This is a genomic window from Streptomyces sp. MBT53, assembly GCF_016654115.1.
In the GTDB taxonomy this organism is placed as follows: domain Bacteria; phylum Actinomycetota; class Actinomycetes; order Streptomycetales; family Streptomycetaceae; genus Streptomyces.
On the sequence record NZ_JAEQAZ010000024.1, the window covers coordinates 60,534 to 69,898 of the forward strand.

General features: G+C 69.8%; 8 protein-coding genes and 2 pseudogenes. 5 read left to right on the top strand and 5 right to left on the bottom strand.

The window, feature by feature from the left end; all coding sequences use genetic code 11:
- Positions 1-13 precede the first annotated feature (13 nt).
- Positions 14-1,285, top strand: coding sequence for a hypothetical protein (locus tag JHN45_RS11795; RefSeq protein WP_201048990.1), 1,272 nt, complete (start codon positions 14-16; stop codon positions 1,283-1,285).
- A gap of 197 nt (positions 1,286-1,482) precedes the next feature.
- Here the strand turns inward: JHN45_RS11795 and JHN45_RS11800 are convergent.
- The 4 genes and pseudogenes from JHN45_RS11800 to JHN45_RS11815 form a co-directional block, all read right to left on the bottom strand.
- A pseudogene (locus JHN45_RS11800) lies at positions 1,483-1,920 on the bottom strand (response regulator transcription factor); the annotation flags it as partial.
- Positions 1,921-2,149: 229 nt separating this feature from the next.
- Positions 2,150-3,238, bottom strand: coding sequence for an ABC transporter substrate-binding protein (locus JHN45_RS11805; protein ID WP_201048991.1), 1,089 nt, complete (start codon positions 3,236-3,238; stop codon positions 2,150-2,152).
- 55 nt (positions 3,239-3,293) lie between these two features.
- Positions 3,294-4,175, bottom strand: a complete 882-nt coding sequence (locus JHN45_RS11810) for an ABC transporter permease (RefSeq protein WP_201048992.1) — start codon at positions 4,173-4,175, stop codon at positions 3,294-3,296.
- Positions 4,172-5,032, bottom strand: coding sequence for an ABC transporter ATP-binding protein (locus JHN45_RS11815; RefSeq protein WP_201048993.1), 861 nt, complete (start codon positions 5,030-5,032; stop codon positions 4,172-4,174). The genes JHN45_RS11810 and JHN45_RS11815 overlap by 4 nt, the downstream gene beginning before the upstream one ends.
- Before the next feature lie 235 nt (positions 5,033-5,267).
- Between JHN45_RS11815 and JHN45_RS11820 the strand changes: the two genes are divergently transcribed.
- The 4 genes from JHN45_RS11820 (at position 5,268) to JHN45_RS11835 (ending at position 8,427) form a co-directional block, all read left to right on the top strand.
- The gene (locus JHN45_RS11820; protein ID WP_201048994.1) at positions 5,268-6,932 is read left to right on the top strand and encodes a sensor histidine kinase; all 1,665 of its coding nucleotides are present in this window, start codon (positions 5,268-5,270) and stop codon (positions 6,930-6,932) included.
- Positions 6,929-7,618, top strand: a complete 690-nt coding sequence (locus JHN45_RS11825; RefSeq protein WP_201048995.1) for a response regulator — start codon at positions 6,929-6,931, stop codon at positions 7,616-7,618. Before JHN45_RS11820 ends, JHN45_RS11825 begins: the two co-directional genes overlap by 4 nt.
- Before the next feature lie 186 nt (positions 7,619-7,804).
- Positions 7,805-8,050, top strand: a complete 246-nt coding sequence (locus JHN45_RS11830) for a hypothetical protein (protein ID WP_201048996.1) — start codon at positions 7,805-7,807, stop codon at positions 8,048-8,050.
- Complete coding sequence (locus JHN45_RS11835; protein ID WP_201048997.1) at positions 8,050-8,427, top strand: fic family toxin-antitoxin system, toxin component; 378 nt, start codon at positions 8,050-8,052, stop codon at positions 8,425-8,427. Before JHN45_RS11830 ends, JHN45_RS11835 begins: the two co-directional genes overlap by 1 nt.
- A 482-nt stretch (positions 8,428-8,909) precedes the next feature.
- Here the strand turns inward: JHN45_RS11835 and JHN45_RS11840 are convergent.
- Positions 8,910-9,323 (bottom strand): annotated as a pseudogene (locus JHN45_RS11840) (DUF4232 domain-containing protein); the annotation flags it as partial.
- Positions 9,324-9,365: the final 42 nt, after the last annotated feature.

Genomic DNA, 9,365 nt, shown 5'->3' on the forward strand with positions numbered 1-9,365 from the left:
TAAACCTCCCTGCATGACGACGACAACGGAAGCACGCCCACGCAGCGGGCGCCTCATGCTCAACAAGGTCCCCGAGGTCACCATCTGGTTCTGGGTGATCAAGATCCTGTGCACCACCGTCGGGGAGAGCTTCGCCGACTGGATCAACATGAAGCTGGGCGTCGGCCTGGTGAACACGGCCTGGATCTTCACCGCGGTGTTCGTCGTGGTCCTGGCCGTCCAGCTGCGGCTCAAGCGGTACGTCCCGTTCCCGTACTGGCTGACCGTGGTCGTTGTCAGTGTCACGGGCACCCTGTACACCGACATCCTCACCGACCAGCTCAATGTTCCGCTGTGGATCAGCACCGCCGTGTTCTCGGTTCTGCTCGCCGTGGTCTTCGGCGTGTGGTGGCTGCGCGAGCGCACCCTCTCGATCCACTCGGTCACGACGCTTCCGCGGGAGTCGTTCTACTGGCTCGCGGTTCTCGTCACCTTCGCGCTCGGCACCGCGACCGGGGACTGGACCCTGGAGCTCACCGGCTGGAGCCCGGGCGCCTCGGTGATGCTGCCGCTCGGCCTCATCGCGGCGATCACGCTGCTGTGGAAGTTCGGCGCGAACCCGGTGCTGTCCTTCTGGCTCGCCTACATCCTGACCCGCCCGCTGGGCGCGAACATCGGCGACTGGCTCGCCTCCCCGAAGGTCGCTCAGCCGGGCGAGCCGACCGGCCTCGCGCTGGGCACCTTCACCACCAGCCTGATCTTCCTCGGCCTGATCCTGGCCACCGTGGCCTACCTGACGGTGACACGCTCGGACGTGACCGAGACCTACGAAGCCGCCCACGCCACCCACGACACCGGCGACCTGCGAAAGGAGCGCGTCGGGCTGGCCGGCTTCGGACTGCTCGCCGTCGCCACCGTGGGTCTGCTGGTCTGGGCCCACAGCCAGCCGCACACCGGCCCGGCGCCGGAGGCCGACAACACCTCCGCCGTCCAGATGGCTCCCGGCCAGGCGGTCAAGAAGTTCCCGCCCGTCAAGGTCGCCGCGCTGAAGAACCTCGCCTCCACCTCGCTCAAGGACGCACAGTCGGGGAACGCGAAGGGAGCGCACACGGCCGCCCAGTCGCTGCGCGACCTGTGGGACGCCGACCAGGCATCGCTGCAGCCGCTGGACAACACCGGCTGGACCTCCATCGACGCCCAGATGGACAAGGTGCTGGGGACCTTCGGCATCGACCACTCGAATCCGCCGATGCCGCCCGCGCAGCAGGAGAAGGAACTGAACGCCCTCCTGACGGACATGGGCTGACAGACCCCCAGCGCCCGGCGACGAGTCGAGTGTGCGGGACCGCGCCGCCTCGGCTCACGCCGGGGGGCCGTGGTCAGCGCAGGCCGCCGCCTGTGTCAGCCCCGCCATGTCCGCGGACTCACGTGGGCGGTCGAAGCCGGCGTCTCAATGGCTTCGGCCGCCCACTGTTCCTCCAAGCTGACCGAGGACAAGGCGCTTCATGAAAGGCGGTGTCCGATCCCGCGCGCCATGCCGATGGTCAGCGCGCTGCCGGCCTCACGCAGCTTCCGCCGCAGCCGGGTCAGGTACTGATCCAGCGTGTTGTCACCGACCTGAGCACCCTCCGGCCAGCCCGTCGCGACCAGTTCGCGGCGCCGGACGATGCTCCCGCCCGCGGCCACGAGTGTGGCCAGCAGCCGGAACTCCGTGGGGGACAGGGCGACGGCCGTGCCGTGCACGGTGACGCGGTGGTCGACCGCGTCCAGAATCAGGTCCCCGACCGCGATCGCCGCGGCCGGCGCAGCCCGCTTCACGGACGCACGCAGCCGGGCGGTGAGTTCGGCCAGATGGAAGGGCTTGGCCAGGTAGTCGTCACCGCCTGCCGAGAACCCCGACAGCCGGTCTACGAGCTGTTGCCGGGCGGTCAGGAGGATGACCACGAACGCGAGACCCTCGTCGCCGTCGGCAAGGCTGGACCGCCGGCGAGATCGCCAGTCCCGTCGTCTCTTCCGAGTCCAGCGTCGAGGCACACACCGGCCGCGCACCACCAAGATCGGGGCCGCGACCGTATCCAGCCGGTGGTCTTCGCATGCGGCCACGGCTCCGCCCCGGCCCACGCGAACCGAGTCGGCGCGCGGGACCGGGGAGGCCGCGGGAGGCGAAGGCTCAGCCGTTCGGGCCGGCCGGGGTCGTGGTGGTCTTGAAGCCCTCGGTCTTGTTGGCCTGGACGGCGAAGTCATTGGTGAACGTCTTGCTCAGGTCCACCGACCCCTTCACGTTGCCGACCAGCTTCTCCGTCGCCAGGGAGGTCTTCGGGCCGCCGGCCGGCATGAGACCGTCCGGGAGGAACTGGCCCTTGTCCTCGTTCAGCGCCGCGATGTAGTCGGCCTTGGTCACCAACTGGTTGGACACGAACGACGCCGGGAGTTTGTTCGCGATGTCGGCCGCGCTGTGGGTGCTGATCCAGTGCATGGTGGCGACGAGCGCGTCGACGACCTTCTGCACCGTGTCCTTGTGCGAGTTCACCCAGTCGGTGCGGGCGAGCACACTGGCGGCGGGATAGGCGCCGCCCATCGCCGCCGTGGCGCCGGAGGTGGTGGCCAGGTCGATCGCGGAGGCACCGACGCCCTTCTTCTGGATCGCGGCCACCGTCGGCTGCGTCGTCATCACGCAGTCGACCTTGCCGTTCTGCAGGGCGGCGATGGCGGTGGAGCCCGCGCCGACCCCGATCCGGTGGAACTGACTGGTCTTGACACCCTGCTTGGCGGCCAGGAACTGGGTGAGGGTGTCGGTGCCCGAGCCCAGGTCGGTGACGCCGAGGGTCTTGCCCTTGAAGTCGGCGGCCGAGTGGACGCCCGACTTGCTGGTGCACATCTCGCGCTCGCCCGGCGCGCCGGAGAGCTGGACGACGTCCTCGACGGCCTTGCCCTTCGCCTGGAACTCGATCGTGTGGTTGTACCAGGCGCCGGCCATGTCCACCTGGCCCGAGGCCATGGCTTCCTCGGCGCCCACGCCGCCGTCCTGCTCGGTGCTCAGCTGGACGTTGACGCCGTACTTCTTGTAGAAGCCGAGCTGCTGGGCGAGCTGGTACGGCAGGTAGATCTGCTTGTCGAGGCCGCCGGCCATGAGCTTGACGGTCGGCGTGGAGCCCGAACCGCCGGTCGAGGCCGAGGAGTTGCCGGAACAGGCGCTGACGGCGCCGAGGGCGAGAACGGTGAGGAGAGACGCGGCGACGGCGGCGGGTCGTCTGGACATGGCTGGTCACGTTCCTTTGCTGAGGGTTGTGGGACAACGCGGGGAATGAGGGGCGTCAGATGGTGTTGGCGGCCTCGGACGGGGCCGGGGGGCGCCAGGACAGCAGCCGGTGTTCGAGCTTGCCGATCAGCCACTCGGCGCCGAGCACGATGACCGAGATGACGAGCATCGTGGCGAACACGCCGTTGGGGTCGAAGTTGTTCTGCGCGGTCTTGATGACCAGGCCGAGGCCGCTCTGCGCGCCGAGCACCTCGCCGACCAGCGCGCCGACGATGGCGAAGCCGAAGGCGCTGTGCAGGCTGGCGATGATCCAGGTGAGCGCGGAGGGCACGGTGACGTGCCGGATGATCTGCAACTGCGAGGCGCCGAGGACCCTGGTGTTGGCGAGGATGTTGCGGTCGACCTCGCGGACGCCCTGGAAGGCGTTGAAGAAGACGATGAAGAACACCAGCACCGCGGCGAGCAGGATCTTCGGCAGTACGCCGATGCCGAACGCGACGATGAAGATCGAGCCGAGGACGATCCGCGGGATCGCGTTGACCATCTTGATGTAGGGGCCGAGCACGTCGGCGAGGAAGCGGCTCTGGCCGAGCGCGACGCCGAAGACCACTCCGGTGACGGCCCCGAGGGCGAAGCCGACGAGCGCCTCCTGGATCGTTGTCCAGATGTTCGAGTAGAAGGACCCGAACTCGGTGCCGTGCCGGAAGAGGTCGACCAGCCGCTTGGCGATGCCGGACGGCTGCCCGAAGAAGAACGGGTCGACGATCCCCCAGGCGGTGAAGGCCTGCCAGCCGCCGAGGACGAAGACCGCGAGACCGATGCGGCCCGCCCACACCAGCGCGGTGCGCCGCCGGACGGCGCTCCTGGCGGCCGCCGTGGCCGAAGCCTGCGCGCCGTCCTTGACGGGGGCGGTGGAAACGGTGGACGTCGTACTCATGCCGTGCCTCCTGCGGTGCGTGCGTAGGCGCGCTCCACCTCTTCACGCAGGCAGTCCCAGATCTGGTGCTGGAGTTCGATGAAGCGGGGCTGGAAGCGGATCTCCTGGACCGCGCCGCGCGGGCGGGGCAGGTCGATGTCGAAGACCGCCTTGACCGAGCCGGGGCTCGACGTCATGACGACGACCCGGTCGGCGAGCGCCACGGCCTCGTCGAGGTCGTGGGTGATGAAGATGACCGAGGGGCGGATCTGCTCCCACAGGCCGAGGAGTTCGGTCGACATGATCGCCTTGGTCTGCACGTCCAGGGCGCCGAACGGCTCGTCCATGATCAGGATCTTGGGTTCGTTGATCAGCGCCGCGGCCATCGCCACCCGCTTGCGCATGCCGCCGGAGAGCTGGTGCGGGTAGCGGTCCTCGAACCCCGTCAGGCCCACCCGGCGCAGCCAGTCGCGCGCCGAGACCTGCGCCTGCTGCTTGGGCACCCGGCGGAAGACGGGGCCCATCAGGACGTTGCCGAGGACCGTCTTCCAGGGCAGCAGGGCGTCGGTCTGGAACATGAAGCTGACGCCGTCGGTGACTCCGTCCACCTCACGGCCGCCGACTGTGACCGAGCCCTCACTGGGCCGGTCGAGCCCGGACACCATGCTCAATGTCGTCGACTTGCCGCAGCCGGTCGGGCCGACCACCGCGCAGAACTGGCCCGGCTCCACGGTGAACGAGACGTCCTTCAGTGCCGTGAACACCTCACCCGCGGGGGTGAGAAAGCGTTTGGTGAGTCCTGAGATCTCCACTCGCGCGCTGTCCCTGCCGGTCCTCTCGGCGCCGGGGCTCGTCGCCACATCGTTTCGCGAAACCATTGAGGCCGTCTCCTTCCTCTTTGTCGTGGTCGAGGGAGGCAGACGCTAAAAGGCCGTCCGGTATTACGTCGCTGTTTCAGACGTATCTCGCGTTAGTCGTGTTAACAGGAGTTCTGCGCATTCTGCTCAGCGGTGCAGGGGGTGGGCAGAATGTCCCTGGTGGGTCACAATCACGCCACCACGGGTACGGCGAAGGGGCCGGGCCCGGCAGCACGACAAGGGCGAGGCACCTGTGATGCCCATCCGTACGGGGATCGGCCGCGGCGGGAAGAGACGGCTCTCCGCGCGGATTCTGGCCAACCAGCTGGCGATCCTGGCCCTCACCGGGGCCATCGGCTTCGTCCTGTTCGCGTTCGCCCAGCGCGCCGAGATCGACCGCGCCTACGAGGGGCGGGCGCTGGACATCGCGCAGACCACGGCCGCCGACCCGCAGATCCGGCAGGCCATGGCGCACGGGGGCGGGAAGGGCGTCGTACAGACCGTCGCCGAACGGATCCGGAAGGCGTCGGGGGCGTCGTACGTGGTCGTGATCGATCTGCACGGCATCCGCCACTCGCACCCCGACCCGGCGCTGATCGGCGAGCCTGTGGGCGATCCGATCCCGGTGCTGGACGGCCGTCCCCACATGGGTTCCGACCAGGGAGCGACCGGGCGGTCCGCCAACGGCAAGGCTCCGCTGTACGGGCCCACGGGCAAGTTGGTCGGCGAGGTCTCGGCCGGTATCCCGGAGCGCGATGTGCTCGGCGAGCTGTGGCGGGAGCTGCCCACCTTCGGCCTGTACAGCGCGATCGCCGTCGCACTCGGCTCGGCTGCCGCGTTCCTGCTGGCCAGGCGGCTGAAGCGGTCGACCTTCGGGCTGGAGCTGGAGGAGATCGCCGGACTGTTCCAGGACCGCGAGGCCATGCTGCACGGCATCCGGGAGGGCGTGCTCGCCTTCGCTCCCGACGGCCGGATCACCGTGGTCAACGACGAGGCCCGCACCCTGCTCGGCCTCGGCACGGCGCTCGGCAGCCGGCTCGACGAGGTGCTGCCCGACGGGCGGCTGCGCCGCGCCCTGGACGGCACCCTGACCGGCACCGACCTCAACGTGCTGACCGACGACCACTGCCTGGTCGTCAACCGGATGCCGGTGACGCTGCAGGGCCGCGAACTGGGCGCGGTGGTCACCGTGCGCGACCGCACCGAGCTGATCGGGCTGCTGCGCGAACTGGACTCGGTGCGTGGGCTGACCGACGCCCTGCGCGCCCAGCAGCACGAGTTCACCAACCGCATGCACACCGTGGCCGGGCTGCTGGACATCGGTGACCACGACGCAGCCTTCGAGTACGCCGTGGAGTCGGCCGGCGCCGAGCAGGCGCTCACCGAGTCCGTGCGCGAACGGATCGGCAACGCGCTGCTCGTGGGGCTGATCGTCGCCAAGACCACGGTGGCCGCGGAACGCGGGGTACGGATGGTGCTCAGCGAGGACTCCGCGCTCGGCGAGGACCCGCCGCATCTGCGCCGGTTGCTGACCATCGTCGGCAACCTGCTGGACAACGCGATCGACGCGGCCTCCGGCGGACCGCCCCCGGCGGGCGGCCGGGAGGTGCTGCTCTCGCTGGTCGAGGCCGTCGACCTGGTGATGGTGCGGGTCGCCGACAGCGGCCCGGGGATCCCGCCGGGCGCCACCGCGTCGGTCTTCGAGGACGGCTGGTCGACCCGCCCCGACCGGGGCACCGCCCGGCGCGGGCTGGGCCTGGCCCTCGTCCACCGGCTGACCCAGCGGCACGGCGGGACCATCACGGTCAGCGAGGGGCCGGGCGCGGTCTTCACCGTCGTACTGCCCCTGCCGGACGCCACTCCCGTGCCACGCGACGCACAGCTCACGACGGCCTCGACGACCGGAGGTGACCGCGGATGATCCGGACCCTGGTGGTGGACGACGACTTCCGGGTCAGTCACATCCACTGCGACTACGCGTCCCGCATCGACGACTTCGAGGTGGTCGGCCGGGCGGCGACCGTGGCCGAGACGCTGGACGCGGTGCGCACCCTCCACCCCGACCTGCTGTTGCTCGACGTCTTTCTGCCGGACGGCAGCGGTCTCGACGTGCTGCGGCAGCTCAGCGGGGACGAAGGCGGCACACGCCCCGACGTCATCGTGATCACCGCCGACCGGGACATCACCTCGGTACGGACCGCCATGAAACTCGGCGCCGTGGGCTACTTGGTCAAGCCGTTCGGCTCCGCCGACCTGGCCGAACGGCTCACCGCCTACCGGGAACTCCAGTACCGTGTGGACGCCCTGGGCAAGGCTCCCCGGGCCGACCAGGCCGATGTGGACGCCCTGTTCAGCGCCGCCCGGCCGCCGGCGGTACCCCGAGTCCCGTCCAAGGGGCACTCCGGACCGACCCTCGCTCTCCTGCACCAGGTCCTCCGCGCCGCCCCCGACGCCCTGTCCGCGGCCCAGGCCGCCGAACTCACCGGTGTCTCCCGCGCCACGGCCCAGCGGTATTTCTCCTACCTGGTACGGGAGGGCATGGTCCGGCTCGAACTCCGTTACGGAACCACGGGCCGCCCCGAACACCTCTACCGGAGCGTCCGTTGAGGATCCGAACGTAGTGGGACGCGGGCGGGACGGAGCAGCCTTGTACGGCGGCACCGCCGAATGCTCGCACCACCGGGGCGTCAAGCACTGGTACCGGCAGACGGGGGCGGCACGATTCCGTCACCGCAGGGCATCCTGGAGACCGCCAGACCACACAAGAGTGGTAACCGCTGTTACCATGCGCGTATGGCGAAGACCCAACTCGGCGTTCGCGTCGACTCCGACGTCAAGGAACTCGCGCAGGCCCGGGCCAAGGACCGCGGTATGGACCTGGGCGAGTACATCGCCCGCCTCGTCATCGAGGACGCCGACGGCCTGCGCAGGCGCGGACTGGACGCAGCGGGCCGCTTCCTTGACGAGCACCAGGACCTCTTCGATGAAGCCGAGGAGCAAGACGCCGGCCGCGCCGCGCAGGGAGCCCACGCCGCGTAATGGACGTGCACATCGATGTTCCCTGGATTCTTCAGGTCGCCGAACTGGCGGGCGCCGGCGACCCGGCCCCCGACGACTACGGCGTTCCGGTCGCCGCCGTGGCCTGTCACAGGGCCGAACTCCTGGAACAGCCGGTCTACGACGGTCCCTACGCGCGCGCCGCAGCCCTGGTCCACATCCTGGGCCGGTGTCGCTGGCTGGAGCGCTCCAACCTGGCCGTCGCCGCGGCGACCGGCGTGATGTACCTCGAAGCGTCCGGGATCCAGGTCAAACCCGCCCGCGAGGACGCTCTCGGCCTGCGCGACCTGCTGCGTGACCCCACCAGCAGCGCCACGAGGATCGCCGCACTCCTGCGCACCTGGCCCGTCACCACCTGACACTCCCGCCTGCCGCCGGCTGCTGCGCGGCCAGTAGGGCGGGCAGCGGACGTTCGTGGTCGCTGCCCGTGAGAGGGAGGGCAGGGCCTGGTCGTCGTTTCTGATGACGGCTTCCGGCGCGGCCAGGGCTCGCAGGTGCTCGTCGCCGTCAGCTCGGTCTCCATGGCAGGCTAGGCCAACGCCCCTTCCACAGTGCGGAGTTCGCCTCGGAACCACTCGTACTCGGTACGGCGGACCGGCGGCTTCGGCATCTCCGCTGTCAACAGCACCGAGCCCGCATGTCCCGTGCCACTGGATCTTGACCGTTTGCCATCGGACTTTGACGGATGCGAGTTTGTGTCATCACCGCAGGTCGGCGACTCAGCGCACTGAAGGTGCGCTGAGTCGCTGACCTGTACTGATGTGCTGCAGTTCCTCACAAACGTGCGGGGCAGGGCCTTGCGAGCGTCATGCAGGCTGCCCGTTTTGCGGGGACGGGGTTACTAGGAAGGCCTGACCGCCGAGACCGGGGTGACAGTCACCTTGTTGTCGCACTCGGCCCACCACCCGTCGTTCAGGGCGACCTGGTGCTTCCCGGAGTGCGGCAGCCCGATGACCATCGTCGGATACGCCGCCGGGGTCTTGCCCGACACGCAGTAGCCGTCGCCCTCCCCCTGGACCTGGACGAAGGTCAGTTTCACCCACGCCTTGCCGTGCGGCCGGACCGTCACGGTGGCCGCCCTGCCGGTGGGGGTGACCTTGAGCGGGGTGTTGTGGGAGGGGGAGCCGTTGCCGGCGCCGGCGACCGTCGTCGGATGGCCCTTCAGGACGCACGTCTTCCGGGAGACGTTGGTGAACTGCACGACCGCCGCCCCGGTCCCGGTCCCGACGGGCGGGTGGGCGGCCTGCCAGGCGCTCCGCCCTCCAGGTCAGCGCCTGGCAGGCCGCCCACCCGCCCG